Genomic DNA, 20,725 nt, shown 5'->3' with positions numbered 1-20,725 from the left:
GAATATGTTGGATGAAAAGCAAGTCAAAAAATGGATTTATCGTTTTGGTTACGGTAAGGAGGATGCGCAGGGTGACCCATCTATATTAGGCAATAAGGGATATGGGTTGGCACGGATGTCCGCTTTAGGCTTTCCGATTCCACCAGGCTTTACCATTATAACGGAGGGGTGTAGCTACTATGGTCAGCAGGGTTCAACGAGCGCCATTTGGGATCAAGTGGTGGCAGCGCTTAAAGGGCTTGAAGAGGCAACCGGCAAACATTTTGGGGCTGGCCCTTTTCCACTACTGCTATCGGTACGTTCTGGTGCTAAAACCTCCATGCCAGGTATGATGGATACCCTATTGAATCTTGGCTTAAATGATGCCACAACCGAGCTATTGGGCCATGCTACCCAAGATTTTAGGTTTGCTTACGATAGCTATCGGCGTTTTATAGAGATGTATGGTAGCCTTATTATGGGCATTGATTACCATCTATTTGTAGCAGTAATGGAGCGCATGCAAAGAGTAGAGCAGGCCCATGATGCAGCAGGACTCAGTCTGGATGCACTGCATACAGTTATTGATGGCTATAAAAAAATCATCTTAGACTATACGGGTACTACTTATCCCCAAGATCCCTTTGAGCAGTTGAAAAAGGCTATAGCGGCCATTTTTGCTTCTTGGAATAGTCCAAGAGCAGTTACCTATCGAAGATTGAACCATATAGAGGATCAGGGAGGTACAGCCGTTACCATTCAGGCTATGGTATTTGGTAATAGGGGGGTAGATAGCCTAACAGGCGTCCTATTTACCAGAAATCCCTCTACGGGTGCACGCAGTTTATTTGGGGAGTATTTAATCAATGCGCAGGGCGAAGAGCTAGTCTCTGGTCTAGTGACCCCTCGGCAAGTTACGAAAGAAGGGAGGGAGGCCATTCAAGATGCGCAGGAAGCATTGGAAGAAAAATATCCCGTTGTTTTTAGCGAGCTAAGTGACTTAGCTATCGCTTTAGAGCACCATTTTGTTGAGATGCAAGACATTGAATATACCGTTGAGCAAGGCAAAGTATGGCTATTGCAAGCGCGGAATGGCAAACGCAGTGCCAGCGCTGCAGTTAAAATAGCAGTGGATATGTTGCAAGAAGGCAAGATAGATGCTTGTGAAGTCTTAAAAAGAATCGATTATGAAGAGATAGAGCGCCTATTGCATCCTACATTAGATTCAGATCAAACCATAGCAGTATTAACCCAAGGGCTGCCTGCTGCCCCGGGTGTCGCCTCTGGGGTGATTGCCTTTACACCAGAAGAGGTAGAACACCTTTCGAAAAATGAACCTGTGATTTTGGTTAGAGAGGAAACCAGTCCGGATGATATAGGTAGCATGGCAATGGCCGTAGGCATTTTAACAACCAAGGGCGGCATGACGGCCCATGCTGCAGTAGTAGCAAGGGGCATGGGTAAAGCCTGTATATGTGGTGCACAGGCCATTACAATAGACCGCCAAAGCGGCGCATTGGTGATTGGTCAGACTAAGATGGAACGCGGTAGTTATCTAACCATTAATGGCACAACAGGCGAGGTGATCAAAGGCAAAGCAGCAACTGTACGACCCAAGCCTTTTCCTGAGTTTGTGACCTTTATGCAGTTAGTAGAGCAACACAAAAGAATGGAGGTAAGGGCCAATGCAGAAACTGTTCAGGATGCAACGGTAGCCTTATCCTTTGGCATTGCAGGCATAGGTCTTTGTAGAACAGAGCATATGTTTTTTCATGCAGATCGCATGTGTCTGTTTAGAAAAATGATCTTAACCAGTTGTAAAGCAGCACGTGTTGATATTTTAACCAAATTGAAGGTGGTACAGAAAAACGATTTTGTAGCTCTTTTTCAGATCCTAGATGGCTTGCCTATTACGGTAAGGTTATTGGACCCCCCTTTACATGAATTTTTACCCAGCCAGGATATAGCTGAGTTGGCCTTACAAGTAGGTCTTCCATTGGATGAAGTCACCAAGCGTATGGCGCAACTTGCTGAGGTAAATCCGATGTTGGGCCATCGGGGGGTTAGGTTGGCTATCACCTTTCCAGAAATTTATGTGATGCAGCTGCAAGCTTTATTTGAAGCTGCTTTAGCAGTCAAGCAGGTAGCATTAGAGATTATGTTGCCGCTTGTTTTTGATGCCCAAGAGGTGGTTTTGTTAAAAAAAATTATAGAGGAGGTACATCAAAAAACAGCCCCTCAGATCCGATATAAGGTAGGTATAATGATAGAATTGCCCAGAGCAGCCTTACAAGCTGCCACCCTTGCCCCATTGGTTGATTTTTTTAGCATCGGGACCAATGATTTAACCCAGACTACCCTGGGCATCTCACGTGATGATGGCGCCAAGTTTCTAGACTGTTATCAACAAAAGGGGCTGCTTCAGGCAGATCCTTTTGTTACGCTTGACCAAGAAGGGGTCGGAGAATTGATTCAAATCGCAGTAGCACGCGGCAGGTCAGCCCATCCAAATTTAAAAATAGGCGTTTGCGGCGAACATGGCGGCGATCCAGCTTCCATTGCCTTTTTCGATTCGATTGGGATAGATTATATCTCCTGTTCGCCCTATAGAGTGCCTATTGCGAAGTTAGCCGCCGCAAAAGTAGTGATAGGTCATTAATAAAAATACCTTTAGGTAGTATACGCTGCTGTCCATGTTCGCCGATAAAAAGTTGGCACACAGTAAAAATAATGAAACGAACGGTTGTTTCAGCGGGAAAAACAGGAAGCGCCCACTGCGTGAGTTTTAAAGTAAACTGTTTTTTTAATCCGCTGCACAATCGTTCGTTTAAAGATTACCAGTTTACTGAAGCGCCAAGTTTTTTATCGGCAACCATGAACGCTTTAAATTGACGTAAGCGAAGCAAACACCCATTAAAATGATAGGGATCTGTCGTACGCTCAACGTACTGGTTTTTATGTTAAAAGAACAACGCCCCTGTAAGATGACACTTTCAGTGACTTTTTGCCGAGGGCTTGATTTTTTGTCCACTTTTTTATCAAGAAAAAAGTGGAATAAAGTTCATCATTAACCAGTAATGTGAACAGATACTTACTTTCTTATCAAGAAAAAGATAAAAGGAAAAATTCCTTACGAACTCATGTTGTAAATAGACACGAGCAATCTATGCTAGCACAAAGATGAAAATGACTCGTTGGCATATGCCGTTGCCCATGCTACCTCATGGTCGCCGATAAAAAGTTGGCACGCAGTAAAAGTAATAAAACGATCTGTTGTGCAGTGGGAAAAACAGAATTCGTCCCCTTTGGAGGCTTCTAAGGAAACTGTTTTTCTAATCCACTGAACAACCGTTCGTCTAAAGACTACCAGTTTACTGAAGCGCCAAGTTTTTTTATCGGCAACCATAAGCGCTGTAAAGGAAGCAAATAGGCACCTATTCAAGATTGGTTTTTGCATTAAAAGCAAAACGCCCCTGTAAAAAGCTTATATCGAAGACATCCTTATGTTAATCTTTAGATTCGTCTAGATTATTGTATTTAGATTTATTGTTGAATTTTTCTTTCGATTTGGTGTATAGGTCCTGAGCACTTTTTTTCATAGCCTTCATCTTCACTTTTACTTTTTCTGGATTTTTTAAGTATGCTGCTCCTGCTGTTATAACAACTGATCCTCCTGCGCTTACGATTGTTGATGCGCCTCCAGTGACAAGTGCCACTCCTATTTGGATTGGTACATTGACTCCATTAGATAATGCCACACATGTTTTTATTTTTTGACTTCTCTGTTTCTTTTCTTTTTTTTCCTTTCTACTCTCATATTTTAGGCATGTCTTAACCTCATTGCACCCCTGATAATCATCCTCACCATCATCCTCATCTTCGCTCTCTTCCAAACCACTATCACTATTATTGCTGTGCTTGTTTTTTTTGAAATTAAATGGAATTTTTTTCCATTTCTTTTTTTTATTTGTTTCTTGCGCTGGTTGTGTAGCATTCGTTTCAGACACCCCGGTTGAAGTTGATGGAAGGTGCAAATTGGGGATCTCATCCTTACCGTTAGCACTTTTACTGCTTCTACTACCTTGCGGAGAGTCATAATCTATTTCGTATGAGTTATTCTCATAGCCAGATTTATAACCACTATCGAATGGTTCCTCACCAACATAATCCTTTTGATGAAAAGAACAAGCTGTCATATTGAATAAAATATAGACTACCCAAATAGTGAAATGTTTAGTGCGCATAATGTTTGCTGTTTTTTTGATTGTAATAATTGATCGATGCTTAATACTAGCTCTATATAGAGCGCTATGGTGCCAACCTTTTAGCCTAACCTTGTGACTACGTATGCTATTGTTTCAGTTACTTGCTTACTCTTTTGATTGGCTATGGCTACTCAATAGCTCTTCCCTGCTGCGCAAATAACCTATACGTTAACAGTCTGTAAGCAATAGCCTCCTATAGCTGATCTCTATATTAGAGCATTATAAAATATATTAAAATATTTCATTATGAGCAATATTTATATACCTTTCTATAAAGTATCGGAACGAACAATAGTGAGGAATAAAGCAGTGATTTGGTGCCAGAGCGCGCAAATAGCTCCCTTATTTTATAGTTGATTTGATTTTATTTTCCAGTGATGCATACAACTGGGCATATTCTGGGTCTTTGTTCAATAGGTTATCTATGACTTGTAGAGCATGTATCACCGTGGTATGGTCTCTTCCGCCAAAGTAGCTACCTATTGATTTTAAAGAGTGTGTGGTATATTTTTTGGTCAGGTGCATGGCTATTTGGCGTGCAACTACAATCTCTTTTTTACGTGATTTACCCTTGAGATCATCCAAAGAAATATTATAGTGCGCCACTATTTGTTGTTGCAGTACGTCAATAGTAGCTTCCGTAGGTTGGTGCTGCGCCACAATATGCTTTAAAACTTGTTGCGCCAATTCTATATTCATGTCTCGTTTGGTCAACGAAGCATGCGCAATAAGTGAAATAAGTACCCCCTCTAATTCTCGTATATTGGTGTCGACGTGTTGGGCAATATAGTCAATCAAATCTGATGAAAGCGTGATGCCATCTGCTGCCACTTTACTATGTATAATCGCTACGCGGGTTTCAAAATCCGGGCACTGCAAGTCTGCCGTTAACCCCCATTTGAACCTAGAAAGCAGCCGTTCTTGTAACCCTTTTAAGTCACGTGGTGCGCAGTCACTGGTAATGATAATTTGTTTTTTTAATTGATGCAGATGGTTAAAGATATGAAAAAATATTTCTTGTGTTTTTTCTTTACCAGATAGAAACTGGATGTCATCCAAGATCAGCAAATCGACGGCTAGGTATTGCCCTGTAAAAGATTGCACGTAGTTGTTGCGTAAAGCTTCTATAAACTGTGTGGTAAACTTTTCTGAGGAAACATAAGCCACTTTTTTCTCTGGGAAAAATGTTTTAACTGCATTGCCAATGGCTTGAGAAATATGGGTTTTGCCTAACCCTACACCTCCATAAAGCATCAGCGGATTAAAAGCCGTACCGCCTGGTTGTTGCGCAACGGCTTGTGCTGCAGACTTAGCAAGTTGGTTGCAGCTGCCTTCTATGAGGTTATCAAAAAGGTAATTAGGATTTAATTGAAAGATTTCATTCCCTAAAGTGGTAGGTGGTATTGCAGGTACGCCTTTTGGTGCTGGCCCTGGGTAGGTAGGTAAATTCACCATCAAGGGTTTCTGCTTTTTATTCCCTTTGTCTATCACAACAGCATAGGCTAGCTTGCCATGTGGACCTATTTCTTGCAGTACTGCTTGCTTTAACAAAGGCAAATGGTGTTCTTCTAGCCACTCATAAAAAAATTGACTAGGAACTTGAATGGTTAAGATGCCATCTTTGAAGTCTTTGGCCATAATAGGGCTAAACCAGGTCTTATAGGTTTGTTCACTGATCTGACCTTGAATATATAGAAGACATTTATCCCAAATAATCTTGCTATCGGTATGCATGAATGACTTCTTTTTTAGCTATTTATAAAACCCTATTACGCTATTATAGACCATTGTTTTGCAGCCAGTTGTTGAAGAGGGGCTGCCATTAACTTATGTTGGATCGGTGTTTTGTTTTTGTATACAACCAAGTGGTCAGTATAAAACTACATAGGCTAGCTACACATTTAGTTGATAGATATTGCTTGCTTACTAAAAAGCGTAGGGCGGAATATATGAAATTGGTTGGCTTGCACAAGGCAGCAATTAAAATGTATCTTTTTAGCCGGCATGACCACCCTATGTTACAAACAAGGCAAAAACAGATACCTGAAGCAGACAGGTCTTAGCCTCAAACCCAGGGTCAGTGCAATGGGTTTGAGGCTACCAATATCCTCCCTTGGTAGGGGTGTTAATCTCTTCTTTTTTGTGCGCCTAAAAAACGCAATAGGTATACAAACAGGTTTAAGAAGCTAAGATAAAGTGAAAAGGCACCCATTAGGGCAGCTTTTTCTGCTAATGCTGTTTCCTGTACCTCATAATAGAGGGTTTTTAATTTTTGCGTGTTATAAGCTATAAGCGCGATGCATACAATTACGCCTATAAAGCTGCCTAGAAAATGAATCAGATCGCTCTGAAAAAAAATATTTACTACAGCACTGATCATCAACCCCCAAATAGCCATCATACAAAAAGAGCCAACAGAGGTTAAATCACGGTTAGTCGTGTAACCATAGATACTCATCGCTCCAAAGGTAAAAGCCGTTATAAGGACCGTTTTATGCAAAGAATCAATCGTATAAAAAAAAGCTAATTCAGCCAATGACATACCCATCAGCATAGCATACAGCCCTAAAAGGAAACGCGACCGTGTAAAGGTTGATCTAAAAAAGCTACCTGATAGATAGATCGCAATGCAAAATGGCGCAAACATCAACCCATAGCCCAACATAGTACGCCCCACTATATCTCCCCATTGGTCCAATTTAAAAAGTAGATTGGTTAAAGGGGGAAAAGTAAAGGCAGCAGCAGCTGCAACAGCTGTAATCAACAGCCCAAGCGTCATATGCAGATATACCTTAACCATATAACGCTGCAAACCACCATCCACAGCTCGCCTAGCGCGTGTATAATCTTTTATATAATCATTCATTATGCTTCATCTTTAATAGTTAGTCTCTACACCACTAGTCGAATTTAGAAAATAATAGCATAGCATCCAATACTGCTTTGCAAGAGACATCTGTTGTCTCTTTGCGTCAGCCACTGTTGTCCTACCGTAAAATGGATGGTTTGGGCACCCTGTGATGGCCCGCAGGCGATTGGGTGTGCGATTTAAAACGGTTTATTTTAGTAGATTTGAGGTGGTATCCAGCCTGCATCCGTTAGTATAGTATAGATTGCTTCTTCTGCATGGTTATCTACTTTAGCTGCCTCGACGAGCAGATGGTGCGCATATAGTTTGTTATATGGATGATGAATAATATTGGCTATATCTTTTCGGTCATATATCTCTGCAAGCATCAATCTATTCCCCTATATAAGTGGCTTATTGCGATCATATATCTGGTTTGGGTTGGCCTGTATCCAGTAAAGCTTTTACTATTGCTGTGGTTCCAAACGCTATGGCGTAGTTTAATAGCAGAGACAAGTCAAGAGCGTTACTTTTTCTACCGATATGCACCAGGGGAGCCTCTCGGATTAGTGCTTCTACCATTTCTTTATGGCCAGAATCTATCGCCCAGCGTGTAATCCCATGGTCGGATGAAATTCGTTATGACGGCCCGATTGCTTGTCATATGCCTTGGGTGAATAGGAAAACATGTAGCCATCATGTATATACCTATAATTTTTTTTTGTTATGTTATTTGATTTCATCTGAATGGATCGCTATCAACCACTTTAGGTGATCCATTGATGCTTCATCTCTTGGTGATGGATGGATGCTACTAGTGGGTAGCCTGTTTCCTCTAGGTTGCTCCTGATTTATATCTTTTAGCGATGGATGGATGCTACTAGGGAGTAGCCTGTCTTCTCTAGGTTGCGTCTGATTTATCTGCCTGATATAGGTTTGCCTTAAATTCGGGATAACAGAGGGAATGATTTTATGCACTGTATCTCGTATGGCTTTTAAAGGATTGTAGTGGTTAATGGCCTGGGGGGGGGGGGTATGCTTCCTCATGCCCCATGTCCGCTTTATATTTACTAAAATGGGTTCAGTTAGATGACTACATGAAGAAGTAGTGTAGCTCAAAATCAATAAAAGATTGATTTTTATTAGTCTAATCATTATCATTATCATAATTAGTTTAATATAATCTGCACAATTGACTCCTCGTAACAGGTGTTGAAAAATTTGTTGTTAATTTTTTCATACTAAGAAAAATTAAAGTAATATCAAAATGTATGCAGCCTGTTCATCGATGGTTGACGCATAAGATTTGATATAAATAATTGATTTGTAATCTATAGCTCTTTAACCTATGGTATCCACTTAGGGATAGCCTTTCTATGCACGCCACTGGTTCGTAAGGCATTTGTTTTTAACAATAAACGCCCAGTGACTGGAACGTATAACAGATATAGGATAGTACCATTGTAAAAGTGAAGCCATTGGGCACGCAGTAGATAATAAGGTGGGGATACAAGTTAAGATAGGGTGGGGATTGCCAGGGAGTGATCCATCATCCATGGGAAAGTGGTATATTGTTTAATCATCAGTAGTATCTATGCTTTAAGTGGACCCTATGACCGCATCTGATCACGTTGTATACTTTTTGCATATTTATGCAAAACCTAAAAGCCATCAAGATAAAATTGAACACTGGATAGAGGAAGGAGGGAAATATATATTGCAGCTCCGTGTTATGGCTCCTCCTGAGGGGGGTAAAGCCAATCAAGCGATTGTGGCACTTTTGGCTAAAACGTTGCGTATAGCCAAAAGCAATATTAGCTTAGTAAGCGGCGCTACGGCACGTCGTAAAACTTTTAAGATTGCCCCATGGTCTGCGCTATTGGCTGAGCAGCTACCGAAACAAAACCCATTGCCTACGCTTTTTTAGGGTGTCTGTTCCAGTCACTGGTTTTTTGCTTACTTTTTTTATCAAGAAAAGTATGTGTTCAGCCAGTAGCGTTATCTTAAAGAATATCTATGCTAACACAGCGATAGCAATGGCTAATGCGTATAGGTAGTTGCCTATGGCCACCAAGTTTTTTTATCGGCGGACATAATCGACTTAACTTGACGAAATAACAGCAAATATATCTATTCAATTCACTTAAAAAGAACAACGCCCCTGTAAAAAGTTGCGGTTTAGAAAGTGGCATGTTACAGATGATTAGGAAAAACAGTTTGCTTTGAAGCCCCCAAAGGGGGCGCTTTCTGTTTTTCCATCTGTAGGATGGCACTTTCAGCGACTTTTTACCGAGGGCTTGATTTTTTGTCCACTTTTTTATTAAAATATAAGTGGGATAAAATTCATTGCTAACCAATGGCGCGAATAGATATTTTTATTTGAAAATCAATAAAAAATCCTTAAGTTGACGCCATTTTTTGAACAGATACAGATAAGGAGATGGCCTTGTTGGCACCTATACTTATTCGCAAATCAGCTGATTGTCAAATTCTACATTTACAAGATGGTATGCTTTCCATCCTTTATAAGGAATAACCTGGGTATAGAAAAGCCATAGTTTCTCAAATTTTTCGTCTATGTTTTCTGCCTTTCCGAATGTGATTTGGTGTCCACCTACTTGTGTACCCAGTATGATTTTGCCATGGGCTGTTACCTCTAAGCTTGTAATCTGTCGTTTCCAAAAGGGATGCTTATAAATGAAGTGTAACAACGCTAATAAGCCCTTGTCGCGCAGCGTGTTGTTTGCTATACCTATATTTTGACCCGTTATAATCAGCAGGCGCAGTAAGGGTAGGCCTTTGGCCTCTAGCAAGCAGCCGGCTTCATCCAGGTAGACCTCATTGGGCTCCGTTCGGTTGATGATACGGGCTATACAATATTTGGTTTCTAAGCAAATTTTTAAGATGCCCTGCCAGGTTTTATAGACCCATACATTTTTTATAAATGGGTGGCTGGCAAGGTGATGTTGTATGGCATGTGTGTGGATATTTTTGAGTGGTGTTTTTTGTAATGAGATTTTGTAGGTAGATGCTAAGCAGTTCATGACTTCTTTAGGGGTTATAAAAGATTGTCCTGGTTCCTCCTTGATGGAGATTTCTATAGCTTCGCATAGTAAAGTAGCATGCTTTTTGCCCACAAACAGTAGCGATACGCATAGACCAACCGTTAAAAACAAAGAGACTACGCTCTTGGCTGTTTGACCCATTGAATATATAAGCGATGATCTTTATTGGGTTACAATGCAAAGAAAAATACCCAAATCATAAAAAGTATAGGAAGTAAAATAGGCATAGAAAACCGAAAGATATAGCGTCCAAAGGGAGGCATGGTGACGCCTGCTTGTTCAGCAATTGCTTTAACCATAAAGTTAGGGCCATTGCCAATATAGGTCATGGCACCAAAAAAAACCGAAGCTAAAGCAATGGCGCTTAATTTAGTGACTGAGTCAGGGTAGATGCCTCCTGCTGCATAGGCTTGCACATCGGCTAACTGTTCAATACTGCCCCCTTGTGCAGCCATACTGGCCGCTACAAAGTTAAGGTAGGTAGGTGCGTTATCCAAAACAGAGGAAAAAAATCCCGTTCCCCAATATAAAGTAGTAGGTGTAATCAGCTGTTTACCCACTTCGGATGCCGCAAAGCTGCCAATTAATTCAAGTGCGGGGATCATGGTACCAAAGATACCTATAAAGATTAAACAGACCTCATTTAAAGGTGCAAGACTAAATCCATTGGATAGAAGTACTTGTTTGTTGGCAGTATAAAAGGCAAGCGTAGCTATGGTCAGCATAATCAACTCACGTACAAAAGAAATAGGATGGCCATGGTAATCAATGGTAGGCAACCATGTGCAAATGGTTGGATCTAAAAAGACGGCACCAATAATCAGCACCAACCAAATGAAATTTTTACTACCTGCAATGGAAACGATACCTGCGCAGGGCGCATCCGTTGGCACTGCCTTGTTGCTGCGTTCAAAAAAGTAAAAAATAGACAATAATAGCACAAGGGCCATCAGCCAAGGGAGGCTGTTGTGCATTAAAGTCCATGCAAAAGGCACCCCTTTAAGAAATCCTAAAAATAGGGGGGGGTCTCCAATAGGCGTTAATGCGCCCCCTATATTGCTAACTATAAAGATAAAAAAGACAATATGATAGACTTTAATGCGGCCTCTATTTAAGCCTAAATAAGGACGTATAAACAGCATAGAAGCCCCCGTGGTGCCAATTAAGTTGGCAAATAAGCCACCGGTGAAAAGTAGGATGATGTTTATAAATGGTGTAACACGTCTGTGTACTTTAATGGCAATGCCGCCAGTGGCCATGTATAAAGCAGTAATCAAAGCCATAAACTGTACGTATTCCGCTGCGGCTTCTACAGGTTTGAGTTTGTTTTCTAGGACGGTACAGTAGTATACCATAACGAAAGTAGCCAACAATATGGCTACCTTTGGGTAATGTTTGTGCCAAAAAGTAGGAAAGAAAAGCGGACCAGTAGCAATCATCAATAATAAAAGGATAAAAGGTATGGCCAACCAAAATGGAGGAACCGTTAGGCTACCATTCGTACCATACTGAATGCCATTCGATAGGGTAGCGGCAGTAGCCTTAAGAGATAACAAGGGCAATGTAGCAAACATAGATTTTAGGTTTTATCTGTCCTACGCACTCAGCGCAAGCAATATAGTTAAGTTATAGGTAAAATCACTATATTCACCAGGTGTTTTAAATAAAAAAACTATAGCCTAGCTGGCTGGGCTATCCAGCGCTCGTTATTTAGTTATTATCTGAATATTATGATTGTCAAAACAAAAAAATATAAAATGTCGAATGGTCTTTATGTAAAATTAGGGATACAAAATATTTTACGCATGCAGTGGTGGATTTTTCCTCTGCTTGCGCTTTTGATGAGTAGTACCTTTTTTATCAAGACGATCTGGTTTGTGTTGGTCGGTATCATCGGTTTTATCTGTTATCTGATTTTTTGGCTGGTTCAGCTCTATGGACTTACACAATTAGATACCAATCGTCCTATTTTTGAGCGTGTCGTATATGAAATTAACAACCAGCAGTTGATCATGCAGCTCAATGCAAAACAGGCCATGCCCATATCATGGACAGAAATTCGGAAGGCTTATAAAGGGAAAGGATATTTTCTATTGGTGTTATCTAAGGTGCAGTTTTTTTATCTTCCATTTAAAATCTTCCATGGAGATAATGAGATCAAATTTTTTACAACTGTCTTGCAACGCAAAGGGCTGTTAAAGTAACTATGGCTTATCCTAGATTTTTTTCGAAAAAAGTTGATGAGTGAAAAAAGGTATGCAAGACCACAGCGTACAAGGCCTGGGTGAGGATTGAGGTACTGGATCGACGGACCAATTGCCCGATAGCATTTCGCAAACTGCCTAATCGATGGTCTTATTTTGATCCTATCCGATTAGGCGGTAAATTCGCAATAGGGGGTAGTATGGTTGGTGTGGGTTTACATTTAAAGCATCTCTATAAATGGCAATTCTTGGAAATATTAGAAAGAGTGGCAATACCTTTGTTGTGATGGTGGTCTCTTTTTTGGTGGTTATGTTTTTGGGTAGTGAGTTGGCGCGTGTCATCCCCTATCTTTTTAGTAGTAAAGATCAAATTGGTCGGTTATCTGGTGAAAAAATTAGCTACGTCGATTACCATAAAATGTATGAAACGATTTGTCGTAATCTGGCTAGTCAAGGGAAGCAGCCCAAGGAAGCGGATCAGCTACGTTTAAGGGATTATGCATGGCGTCAGTTAATTGAGCGCATGCTTTATAGGAAAGAACTCAAGCAGGCTGGTATTGCGGTAGGGAGTCAAGAGCTCGTCGATTTGGTGCAGGGGGAACATATTGATACAGAACTTAGAGCTGCGTTTAAAGATCCTAAAACAGGTGATTTTGATAAGCAAAAATTATTGAACTATCTCAATAATTTATCTAAAAGTGAGCAAGTCTGGTGGTGTCAGGTTGAACAAGATCTTGCCCAAAAAAGAGCGGTCAAAAAGTTGCATCAACTCATGGTGCAAAGTTGTTTTACTACTACATTGGAAGTGGCGCACGCTGCACAACAGGCTGGCCTGTTCTGTAAGGTAGACTATCTTTATATTCCCTTTTCCTCGATTCAAGATGATTTGGTTCGACTGACCAATCAGCAATTACGAGACTATATGGCTGCTCATAAAAACCAGTATACCGCTTTATCAGCGCTCAAAACCATTCACTATATTGCTTTCCCTGTTCAACAAAATAAATCTGATAGTGATGATTTTCAAAAAGAATTAAATAATCTTGTTGTTCAGTTTTCTACTACAACAGATCCATATGCCTTTTCTAAACAGCATACCGATGGCCATCTTGAAGATACACGTTTGGTCTGTACAGCGGATACGTTGCCTAGTGCCTTCACTACCATCAAACACACCCTAAAGGCGGGTATGGTAGTAGGTCCCGTTGTAAATGATGCTTTCCACACCTTGTATAAGCTGATTAAAGTAGAGAAAGGCCATTATGAAATCGCTGTTATTGAGAAAAAGCCTTTGGTCAGTGACCAGACACGTAATAAGTATTTTAGGCAGGTGCAGCAGCTTACTGATTCTGTAAAAGGGTTGGCTGATTTAGAGCAATTGGCTACGCATGCGCACTTAACCATTCAAAAAGAGACCGTTGCACCATCTGATGGCTCTATTGGTCCGCATGCAGCTGCTCGAAAGGTGGTTTGCTGGCTCTACAATCAGGCCACGGTAGGCAAGGTCTCTCCGTTGTTTGATTTAGGGAACGTCTATCTATTGGCGGTTATGGTGGATCAGGTTAAGCCAGGTGATTTGGTTCCTTTAGATTCGGTTTTCCGAAAAGTATATGCAAAGGTCTTACATCAAGAAAAAGCCAAAATAATTTTAGATAAACTCAAATGCATCAAGGCTACCACGTTGCAGGGTATAGCAGAGCAATATGGTGAAGGGCTGACCATACAATCGGTGGAGCGGTTGTGTTTTTTGGAAAAAGATGATCACCAGCTTAAAAAAGCCCAAGTTTTTGTAGGAAAATGTTTTGGGTTAGGGTTAAATGTTTTAAGTGATCCGATTATTGATGATCAAGGTATTTTTATAGCTTGTGTAAGCAATAAAGATACAGCCGCCGCATCAGCCAAGCATAATGACCAAACGAGACAGGTAGAACGGTGGATACAGCCCTATTACATAGGTAGTGCTATGGAAGAATTGGCACAAGTTACTGATGAAAGGTATAAAGTTGAATAAATTTTACCTATAGGTCTCGGTATGGTTCATATACATCTGCTAAGTTTGGCCTAGAGCGACCCCACTTATAGCTCATGCCATTACCAAAAGGTCTATGGTTGCAATAGGTACACTTGGTATCTATTGCATGCAATAGCCTAGGGATGGTGGCCTATTTTAGCTAGGATGCTTTTACGAACCATCTGGTTATAGGCCCATATATTTTTCCATATCATAAATTTTTATTAGATTGCCTATATATGTACGATATATCTATTCTAAAAGAGCAGTTAGCCAGTCCTAAGCAGATTGCAGTGGTCATGCATGCTAGACCTGATGGAGATGCACTTGGGACTTCGTTAGCTTTGGCTTTGTTTCTTAGGGAGCAGGGCCATTCCGTTCATGTCATTGCGCCCACAGCCTATCCTACCTTTCTCTCTTGGCTACCGGGGGTAGATACGGTGATCGTAGCAGCGCATTACACACAGGAAGCTTTATTAGCGCAAATCAAGACCATCGATTTACTTTTTTGTGTAGACTTCTCTGCTGCCAGCCGTTTGGATGAGTGGGCCTATATATTAAAGCAATCTGATGCATTTAAGGTTATTATTGACCATCATATAGAGCCGGAAAACTTTGCAAACCTTTTATTATGGGATCCTAAAGCAGCTGCTAGTGCAGAGGTATTGTTTCAAATTTTTGAAGCATTGGGGCAGAAAGAAAAGGTCACTCTTCCAGTTGCTACTTGTTTGTATACGGGTATTGTAACCGATACCAACTCGTTTAAAAATCCCAATACGCGGTCTATTACGCATCGCATTGCAGCCGATTTGATAGCGTATGGGGTAGATCCTTTTAAGGTACAGCGGCTTATTTACGACAATAAGTCGCTCAACAGGTTGCATTTTTTTAGTTTTGCAGTTAGCCAGCGTTTGGTTGTGTTGCCTGCCTTGCATGTGGCCTATTTTGTGATTCAAAAAGACGATTATAAAAGGTACGATTTAAAGAGTGGGGATACAGAAGGCTTGGTAGATTATGCGCTTTCCTTAAAAGGTATATCGTTAGCCGCTGTGCTAAAAGAAAAAGATGAGATGGTATACCTTTCTCTGCGATCTGTTGGTGACATACCGGCTAACTTAATTGCCAAAAAATACTTTAGTGGTGGGGGCCATAAGAATGCTGCAGGGGGCGTTTCTCATTTAAGTTTAACAGAAACCGTGGATCAATTTGAAAAAATATTGCAAGACCTTCACCTTAATTTTTAATTATATTATATGAAACGTAAAGTAGTATGCGCCTGGATATTTATGACCCTTGTTATAGGACTTGTCTGGTATAATCATCAGTACCATTGTTATGGTTATCCTTTTCTTACTACCCCATCGGGCCTTTCTTATAAATCGATAGGGAAAAAAGGTAACGGAAGAAAAGTAAAGGATGGCGAGTGGTTTGAATTCTCTTTTGTCATGAAAGCAATCCCTAAAAAAGGAACAAAAGATAAAAAAAGTGACCCTAAAGAAATAATATTAATCAATCGACCGGAGCCTTTTTTCTTGCAGTTTGAGTCCTCTTTTCAATCGGAAAATAAGAAGTTGGCTGAGATGATTGGTATGATGCAAGGTAAGCAACATATGGTTTTTAAATGTGCGCCTGCAGACTATCTGGAAGAAAAAGATCCGGAACGTTTAGAGCAGATTTTAAAGCAGCTCGATTTAAATAAAGAGGATGAATTTGTAATGGATATTAAATTAAATGAGATTATGACTGACGAAGCATACCACCAAATGCTAGAAACGCGTCGTACGACCCAATTAGCTAAAGACAAGCAGCTGATTACTGATTATTTAGCTGCGCAGCATATTGAAGCATCTACCACAGATTCTGGTCTTTTTTATAGTATTGATCACGTTTCTGATGCCATTCCTGTGGGTAAGGGCAAGACCATTAAAGTCCATTATACCGGTAGGCTATTAGATGGTACGGTGTTTGATACCAGTGTAGAAGAGGTAGCTAAGGCGCACAATATTTATAATGCACAAAGGCCCTACCAACCATTTGAGTTTAAAGTAGGTCTTGGCTATGTGATTAAAGGATGGGATGAAGGTTTATTATTGCTCAAGAAGCATGAAAAAGCACGTTTTTTTATACCATCTGCTTTGGCCTATGGTCCAAATGCGATAGGAAAGCTTATTCCTGCCAATTCCATTCTCTTGTTTGAAGTTGAGGTGGTAGATGTGCTCGAGTCTGATGCATCAAAAACTGTAGATGCGTCAAAAACTTTGAAAAAGGGTAAGTAATAAGATGCATGCCAATTGTGGTACATTGGTTATGCCCTTATAGATAATTGCCTGTTGCATACTTTGGTCTGGCTGTTTTTACCTTCTATTTTGGTACAGATGTAAAGATCTATATAATAAGGCTATTGCTTGGGTTGCTCTTTCTGATTTATTTTATTGGCTTGTGATATGCGATGCCTAGCTTTAGCTATTCTAATCTTTTATTCCCTACAAGCAAGCAGGTGTAGGTCTAGTGAACAGGAATCAGAACAGCCTGATTTGATTACGGCGATAAAAAAAGGTAACCCTAAAAAAGTGGATAGCTGTTTGCGTCAAGGTGCAGATCCTAATGCACCAGATTTCTATGGCAATCCGCCTTTAGGTTGGGCCTGTTGTTATGATAGAAAAGGTTCTATTATTAAAATGTTGCTTGATGCAGGTGCAGCGATAGATAAGCAAGATAACGCTGGATGGATACCCTTAGATTGGGCACACAAGGAATCTAATGCATCCGCTGTAAAGCAGTTGATTCAAAAAGCAATAGATCTGAATAAGCTAAAGATACGGGGTCAAGATGGTAAAACCTTATTGCACTATGCAGCTGCGTTAGACGATACGGAAAGCCCTAAAATAGTGGAGCGATTATTGGCATTGTCCTTAGATCCAAATAAGAAGGATAGCTTTGGTAAAGTCCCATTTGACTATGCTATAAAAAACGAAGATGCTATAAACAACGAAGTTATTGTTAAATTGTATTTAGTAACCTTGCATCCTATTGCTTCAAAACTATAAAGAATGCAATCGGTATCATACTGTACGTAGCTTATGTGTGCTTTCATTTTAGTGTCTATGTACGCCACTGGTTAGTAAAGCAATTTTATTTTTACTTTTTTCTTGATAAAAAAGTAAGCAAAAAATCAAGCCCTCGGTAAAAAGTTGCTGCAGGTGTCATCTGAGAGATGGAAAAACAGCAAGCGCCCCCTTTGGGGATTTAAAGGAAACTGTTTTTCCCAATCATCTCTTAGATGACACTTGCTACACCGCGACTTTTTTGAGGGTTTTTTGTTTTTAATACAAAAAATCAGTGACTAGAAGAGAGACTCATTGTATCTTTTTTATCTGCGCTGACAGCTATTTTGTTCTGCTTAAAATAATTTTAGATTGGTAAAATTTTTTATTTAGTCTGTGTATGGTTATTGATAATGATCTTTTAAATAAATTGGCCTATCTGTGTCGCCTTGAATTGCCGCCGCATGAGCGGGACACTATGCTCCATGACTTAAATGCCATGGTAGATTGGGTCAATCAGCTAGATGAACTTGATGTGGATAATAGTGTTGTTGTAGAAGAATCTTATAGATTGGCATCTACTAGTTTACGGTCAGATGTGGTATCGAATTGGCTTTCACATGAGCAGGCGCTAGCGCTTGCCCCTAGCAGTGATTCAAATTATTTCAGGGTTCCTACTGTGAAAGGGATTGCTGCGCATGCAGACTTAGCTGAACCAAGTTAAATTAATAATACGATATATATGGATGCTCAAGAGGCACTTAAAACATTAAATGTTAAAAAGGTATGGTTCCCTATAATATGTGGACTAGCGATTACTGGTTTTTTATTCTATAGATCTGGTAAAATTTCACTTGAGGTCATTACATTATTAAGTGCACCTAATTGGTATTATCTGTTTATGACTTTATTAGCCATTGTATTGCGTGAGGTGGGCCATATGTATAGATTACGGATCTTGAGCAACCATACTTTGAGTTGGACGAGTTGTTTTTATGTGACCATTCTTTGGGAGTTTGGCACTGCTGTTACACCATCCGTGGTAGGAGGAGGGCTAGTAGCCATTTTTCTCTTATCTAAAGAAGGATTATCATTTGGTAGGTCCATTGCCTATGTTATTGTGACCGGGATAGTGGATAATCTGTTCTTTCTTCTAGCTGGTTCATTCGGTTTGGGGGGGGCATATGACTCCATTTTTGTTATTGCAGGTCAACTGAGTAGTGGCATCAAAGCCTTTTTTTTTAGTACTTATGCTTTTTTCTTTCTTTATAACTTGGTGATGACCATTGGTGTGTTTGTCAATCCCAAGCCCTTAAAATGGATTTTAATGCGTATAACCAGTATCGGTTTTTTGAAGCGGTGGCGTCGATCAGCTTATCAGTTAAGTAAAGATATCATCGTTACTTCACATGAGTTTAGAGGAAGGTTCCCTATTTTTTGGTCTAAAATATTGCTTTGTACCCTTTTAACCTGGATGGTTCGATATGTTTTGATGAATTGTTTGATGGCTGCTTATTGCCCTATTTCCTTTGGTCAGCACCTAGCCATTTGGGGCAGACAAATTGTGATGTGGGCCCTGATGTTGCTACCTGTTTCTCCGGGTGGGAGCGGCATTGCAGAATTCTGGTTTCAGAAGTTTTTTGAACCTATGTTAGGTGATTATACTTTATTGATTGCGTTGCTATGGCGCATCTGTACTTTTTACCTCTATTTGGTACTAGGGGCTATTTTACTACCTAAATGGATTCACAGGGTATTTACGAGTAAGTTGCCCTAACTTAAGAACCCATCTTTAAAAGAAAAATGGCTTATTAACCAGTTTCGTGAAAAGATACTTAAAATAAGGTATGAATTTGACAGAAATCTTGAACATGGTCACTACTTTTTAACTACAGTTACTGAAATAGTAAGCATTTCTTTAAAACAAACGCGACAGAACCCATTGGAGTAAGAGTATGGCTTAAATTTTGTATTTGTTCACGTCACTGGTTAATAAGGTATTTTATTCCCCCTTTTTTCTTGATAAAAAAGGGGACAAAAAATCAAGCCCTTGGTAAAAAGTCGCTGCAACTGCCATCTTACAGATGGAAAAACAGAAAGCGCCCCCTTCGGGGGCTTCAAAGGAAACTGTTTTTCCAAATCATCTGTAAAATGCCATTTTCTACACCGCGACTTTTTTCAGGGGCGTTGTTCTTTTAACGCAAACAACCATCGCACTGAACACATACTAAATTTTTGGTCTTTCTAAAGGATTGTGTAAAAGTTTTTTTGTTACTGTATACTATGTAGCAGTTAAGGTTTAATCTTTTTAGAGCAACCGTATGATATCTACCAGCCGGTGGGCATATCCTCCTTCATTATCATACCAGCTGATGATTTTTGCCAATTTACCATCCACATAGGTGAGTTTCCCATCCACAATCGAGGAGTAGGTAGTGCCTATTACATCTACAGAGACAATCGGTTCTTCTGTATAGGCCAATATATGCCTAAGTGGACCCTGGGCTGCTTGATACATTGCTTCATTTAAGCTCTTTTGAGTAGCCTCTTGCTTTAGGATAGCGGTAAAGTCAACCACTGAACCGTTCGCAACAGGCACACGCATGGCCATACCATCTAGTTTCCCAGCTAAATGGGGCATAACCAGCCCTATAGCTTGGGCAGCGCCTGTAGAAGTAGGAATAATAGAAAGTGCAGCGGCTCTTGCTCTTCTTAAATCATTATGTGGTGCATCTTGCAACGATTGGTCAGCTGTATAGGCATGGATGGTATTGATGACCCCTTGTGCTATACCAAAATGGTCGTCTAATACCTTAGCAACGGGTGCCAAACAATTGGTTGTACAAGAGGCATTAGATATAATCGCTGGTTTGGTTTTTAAAATCGCATCATTAATACCCAGTACAACAGTGGGAATGGTATGATCTTTAGCAGGTGCAGAAAGTACTACTTGTTTGGCACCTGCTGTTAAATGGCTACTGGCGCCTGCTTGGTCTAAGAAACGGCCTGTAGCCTCTATGACTATATCTACACCTAGTGTCTTCCAGGGCAATGCAGATGGATGCGCTGAGGCATAGACATGGATGCGCTGGTTATCTATGGTTATACTCGTATCATCACATGTGACTTGCCCCCTAAAAGGACCGTAGTTAGAGTCATATTTAAATAAATGGGCTAAAGTAGCACTGTTGGCCAGGTCATTCAGCGCTACTACCTGTAGATCACTACAGGATAAAAGATTCCGTAAGGCCAATCGACCAATACGACCAAATCCATTAATTGCAACTTTTTTCATAGTGATCGTTTATA

19 protein-coding genes are annotated in these 20,725 nt (G+C 40.3%); 10 read left to right on the top strand and 9 right to left on the bottom strand.

The window, feature by feature from the left end; genetic code table 11:
* Positions 1 to 4: 4 nt before the first annotated feature.
* Positions 5 to 2,638, top strand: coding sequence for a pyruvate, phosphate dikinase (gene ppdK, locus CE557_RS01260; RefSeq protein ID WP_114909818.1), 2,634 nt, complete (start codon positions 5 to 7; stop codon positions 2,636 to 2,638).
* Between the two features lie 71 nt (positions 2,639 to 2,709).
* Positions 2,710 to 2,871: a hypothetical protein gene (locus tag CE557_RS05005; protein ID WP_162789925.1), complete on the top strand. Its 162-nt coding sequence runs from the start codon at positions 2,710 to 2,712 to the stop codon at positions 2,869 to 2,871.
* A gap of 277 nt (positions 2,872 to 3,148) precedes the next feature.
* Here the strand turns inward: CE557_RS05005 and CE557_RS01255 are convergent, their stop codons facing one another.
* The 6 genes from CE557_RS01255 to CE557_RS01230 all read right to left on the bottom strand — a co-directional run bounded on the left by CE557_RS01255 (position 3,149) and on the right by CE557_RS01230 (position 8,259).
* The gene (locus CE557_RS01255) at positions 3,149 to 3,436 is read right to left on the bottom strand and encodes an OTU domain-containing protein (RefSeq protein WP_114909817.1); all 288 of its coding nucleotides are present in this window, start codon (positions 3,434 to 3,436) and stop codon (positions 3,149 to 3,151) included.
* 49 nt (positions 3,437 to 3,485) lie between these two features.
* Entirely contained in the window at positions 3,486 to 4,223 is a 738-nt protein-coding gene (locus CE557_RS01250) for a hypothetical protein (protein ID WP_114909816.1), read from the bottom strand.
* Between the two features lie 363 nt (positions 4,224 to 4,586).
* Positions 4,587 to 5,978, bottom strand: coding sequence for a chromosomal replication initiator protein DnaA (dnaA, locus tag CE557_RS01245; RefSeq protein WP_114909815.1), 1,392 nt, complete (start codon positions 5,976 to 5,978; stop codon positions 4,587 to 4,589).
* 391 nt (positions 5,979 to 6,369) lie between these two features.
* Positions 6,370 to 7,110, bottom strand: coding sequence for a Bax inhibitor-1/YccA family protein (locus CE557_RS01235; RefSeq protein ID WP_114909813.1), 741 nt, complete (start codon positions 7,108 to 7,110; stop codon positions 6,370 to 6,372).
* 197 nt (positions 7,111 to 7,307) lie between these two features.
* Complete coding sequence (locus CE557_RS05000; protein WP_162789924.1) at positions 7,308 to 7,481, bottom strand: hypothetical protein; 174 nt, start codon at positions 7,479 to 7,481, stop codon at positions 7,308 to 7,310.
* Between the two features lie 340 nt (positions 7,482 to 7,821).
* Entirely contained in the window at positions 7,822 to 8,259 is a 438-nt protein-coding gene (locus tag CE557_RS01230; protein WP_162789923.1) for a hypothetical protein, read from the bottom strand.
* Between the two features lie 445 nt (positions 8,260 to 8,704).
* On the opposite strand from CE557_RS01230, the gene CE557_RS01225 reads away from it, so the two are divergent.
* A complete protein-coding gene (locus CE557_RS01225; RefSeq protein WP_114909811.1) occupies positions 8,705 to 9,019 on the top strand; it encodes a DUF167 domain-containing protein in 315 nt (104 codons plus the stop codon).
* A gap of 535 nt (positions 9,020 to 9,554) precedes the next feature.
* Here CE557_RS01225 and CE557_RS01220 read toward each other — a convergent pair.
* Both CE557_RS01220 and CE557_RS01215 read right to left on the bottom strand, forming a co-directional pair.
* Positions 9,555 to 10,298: a cell division protein FtsQ/DivIB gene (locus CE557_RS01220; protein WP_114909810.1), complete on the bottom strand. Its 744-nt coding sequence runs from the start codon at positions 10,296 to 10,298 to the stop codon at positions 9,555 to 9,557.
* A 29-nt stretch (positions 10,299 to 10,327) separates the two neighbouring features.
* Complete coding sequence (locus CE557_RS01215; RefSeq protein WP_114909809.1) at positions 10,328 to 11,731, bottom strand: sodium:proton antiporter; 1,404 nt, start codon at positions 11,729 to 11,731, stop codon at positions 10,328 to 10,330.
* 156 nt (positions 11,732 to 11,887) lie between these two features.
* On the opposite strand from CE557_RS01215, the gene CE557_RS01210 reads away from it, so the two are divergent.
* The 7 genes from CE557_RS01210 to CE557_RS01180 all read left to right on the top strand — a co-directional run bounded on the left by CE557_RS01210 (position 11,888) and on the right by CE557_RS01180 (position 19,193).
* Entirely contained in the window at positions 11,888 to 12,361 is a 474-nt protein-coding gene (locus CE557_RS01210; RefSeq protein WP_114909808.1) for a YcxB family protein, read from the top strand.
* 238 nt (positions 12,362 to 12,599) lie between these two features.
* On the top strand, positions 12,600 to 14,372 hold the full coding sequence (locus CE557_RS01205) for a SurA N-terminal domain-containing protein (RefSeq protein WP_114909807.1): 1,773 nt from the start codon (positions 12,600 to 12,602) through the stop codon (positions 14,370 to 14,372).
* A 239-nt stretch (positions 14,373 to 14,611) separates the two neighbouring features.
* On the top strand, positions 14,612 to 15,616 hold the full coding sequence (locus CE557_RS01200) for a DHH family phosphoesterase (protein WP_114909806.1): 1,005 nt from the start codon (positions 14,612 to 14,614) through the stop codon (positions 15,614 to 15,616).
* A 9-nt stretch (positions 15,617 to 15,625) separates the two neighbouring features.
* Entirely contained in the window at positions 15,626 to 16,648 is a 1,023-nt protein-coding gene (locus tag CE557_RS01195) for an FKBP-type peptidyl-prolyl cis-trans isomerase (RefSeq protein ID WP_114909805.1), read from the top strand.
* Positions 16,649 to 16,816: 168 nt separating this feature from the next.
* Positions 16,817 to 17,419 carry an ankyrin repeat domain-containing protein gene (locus tag CE557_RS01190; RefSeq protein ID WP_162789922.1) on the top strand — a complete coding sequence of 201 codons (603 nt, stop codon included), beginning with the start codon at positions 16,817 to 16,819 and terminating at the stop codon, positions 17,417 to 17,419.
* A gap of 397 nt (positions 17,420 to 17,816) precedes the next feature.
* Complete coding sequence (gene gatC, locus CE557_RS01185; protein ID WP_114909803.1) at positions 17,817 to 18,140, top strand: Asp-tRNA(Asn)/Glu-tRNA(Gln) amidotransferase subunit GatC; 324 nt, start codon at positions 17,817 to 17,819, stop codon at positions 18,138 to 18,140.
* 18 nt (positions 18,141 to 18,158) lie between these two features.
* Positions 18,159 to 19,193, top strand: coding sequence for a lysylphosphatidylglycerol synthase transmembrane domain-containing protein (locus tag CE557_RS01180; RefSeq protein ID WP_114909802.1), 1,035 nt, complete (start codon positions 18,159 to 18,161; stop codon positions 19,191 to 19,193).
* Positions 19,194 to 19,724: 531 nt separating this feature from the next.
* Here the strand turns inward: CE557_RS01180 and gap are convergent.
* A complete protein-coding gene (gene gap / locus CE557_RS01175; RefSeq protein ID WP_114909801.1) occupies positions 19,725 to 20,711 on the bottom strand; it encodes a type I glyceraldehyde-3-phosphate dehydrogenase in 987 nt (328 codons plus the stop codon).
* Between the last annotated feature and the right edge of the window lie 14 nt (positions 20,712 to 20,725).

The sequence above is a fragment of the Cardinium endosymbiont of Sogatella furcifera genome (genome assembly GCF_003351905.1).
Taxonomy (GTDB): Bacteria; Bacteroidota; Bacteroidia; order Cytophagales; family Amoebophilaceae; genus Cardinium.
This window is presented reverse-complemented; position numbering and strand designations above follow the sequence as displayed.

What these genes read in the sequence shown, in the direction of transcription:
- CE557_RS01200 (WP_114909806.1), top strand. Translation starts at nt 14,612, where the DNA reads ATGTACGATATATCTATTCTAAAAGAGCAGTTAGCCAGTCCTAAGCAG.
- CE557_RS01250 (WP_114909816.1), bottom strand. Translation starts at nt 4,223, where the DNA reads ATGCGCACTAAACATTTCACTATTTGGGTAGTCTATATTTTATTCAAT.
- CE557_RS05005 (WP_162789925.1), top strand. Translation starts at nt 2,710, where the DNA reads ATGAAACGAACGGTTGTTTCAGCGGGAAAAACAGGAAGCGCCCACTGC.
- CE557_RS01235 (WP_114909813.1), bottom strand. Translation starts at nt 7,110, where the DNA reads ATGAATGATTATATAAAAGATTATACACGCGCTAGGCGAGCTGTGGAT.
- ppdK (WP_114909818.1), top strand. Translation starts at nt 5, where the DNA reads ATGTTGGATGAAAAGCAAGTCAAAAAATGGATTTATCGTTTTGGTTAC.
- CE557_RS01255 (WP_114909817.1), bottom strand. Translation starts at nt 3,436, where the DNA reads ATGCAAAAACCAATCTTGAATAGGTGCCTATTTGCTTCCTTTACAGCG.
- CE557_RS01180 (WP_114909802.1), top strand. Translation starts at nt 18,159, where the DNA reads ATGGATGCTCAAGAGGCACTTAAAACATTAAATGTTAAAAAGGTATGG.
- CE557_RS01225 (WP_114909811.1), top strand. Translation starts at nt 8,705, where the DNA reads ATGACCGCATCTGATCACGTTGTATACTTTTTGCATATTTATGCAAAA.
- CE557_RS01230 (WP_162789923.1), bottom strand. Translation starts at nt 8,259, where the DNA reads ATGATAATGATAATGATTAGACTAATAAAAATCAATCTTTTATTGATT.
- gap (WP_114909801.1), bottom strand. Translation starts at nt 20,711, where the DNA reads ATGAAAAAAGTTGCAATTAATGGATTTGGTCGTATTGGTCGATTGGCC.
- CE557_RS01205 (WP_114909807.1), top strand. Translation starts at nt 12,600, where the DNA reads ATGGCAATTCTTGGAAATATTAGAAAGAGTGGCAATACCTTTGTTGTG.
- dnaA (WP_114909815.1), bottom strand. Translation starts at nt 5,978, where the DNA reads ATGCATACCGATAGCAAGATTATTTGGGATAAATGTCTTCTATATATT.
- gatC (WP_114909803.1), top strand. Translation starts at nt 17,817, where the DNA reads ATGGTTATTGATAATGATCTTTTAAATAAATTGGCCTATCTGTGTCGC.
- CE557_RS01195 (WP_114909805.1), top strand. Translation starts at nt 15,626, where the DNA reads ATGAAACGTAAAGTAGTATGCGCCTGGATATTTATGACCCTTGTTATA.
- CE557_RS01215 (WP_114909809.1), bottom strand. Translation starts at nt 11,731, where the DNA reads ATGTTTGCTACATTGCCCTTGTTATCTCTTAAGGCTACTGCCGCTACC.
- CE557_RS01220 (WP_114909810.1), bottom strand. Translation starts at nt 10,298, where the DNA reads ATGGGTCAAACAGCCAAGAGCGTAGTCTCTTTGTTTTTAACGGTTGGT.
- CE557_RS01210 (WP_114909808.1), top strand. Translation starts at nt 11,888, where the DNA reads ATGATTGTCAAAACAAAAAAATATAAAATGTCGAATGGTCTTTATGTA.
- CE557_RS05000 (WP_162789924.1), bottom strand. Translation starts at nt 7,481, where the DNA reads ATGCTTGCAGAGATATATGACCGAAAAGATATAGCCAATATTATTCAT.
- CE557_RS01190 (WP_162789922.1), top strand. Translation starts at nt 16,817, where the DNA reads ATGCGATGCCTAGCTTTAGCTATTCTAATCTTTTATTCCCTACAAGCA.